Consider the following 326-nt stretch of genomic DNA (forward strand, 5'->3'; position numbering starts at 1 on the left):
GCGGCACCGTCCTTGAACTGCACCGTGCCACCAGCAGGCGTCGGCGCCACCTGAGCGGAGAGGGTCACGCCCGCACCCTCGACCACCGACGCCGGGGCGGTCACGGTGGTGGTGGTCGACACGTCGGGGACCGACACGTTCACGTTCTGCGCGGCGGACTGCGAGGCGTTCGCCTTCGAGGTCGCCAGGTACTTCGCGACCAGCGAGTGCGCCCCGGCGGCCGGGGTCCACGCGTAGGTCGCGACACCGTTGTTCAACGCACCCGTACCCACCTTGGCCGCACCGTCGTAGAACTCGACCGTGTCACCGTTCGCACCACCGGTCAC

At 70.2% G+C, this 326-nt stretch carries 1 protein-coding gene; it reads right to left on the minus strand.

The genetic code is table 11. The features are described 5' to 3' along the window. Positions 1-326: Ig-like domain repeat protein (locus tag ACFVH2_RS24935; protein WP_378475742.1), on the minus strand; the 326-nt coding region annotated here is incomplete at both ends.

The organism is Rhodococcus sp. NPDC127527, from assembly GCF_042672245.1.
GTDB lineage: Bacteria > Actinomycetota > Actinomycetes > Mycobacteriales > Mycobacteriaceae > Rhodococcus_G.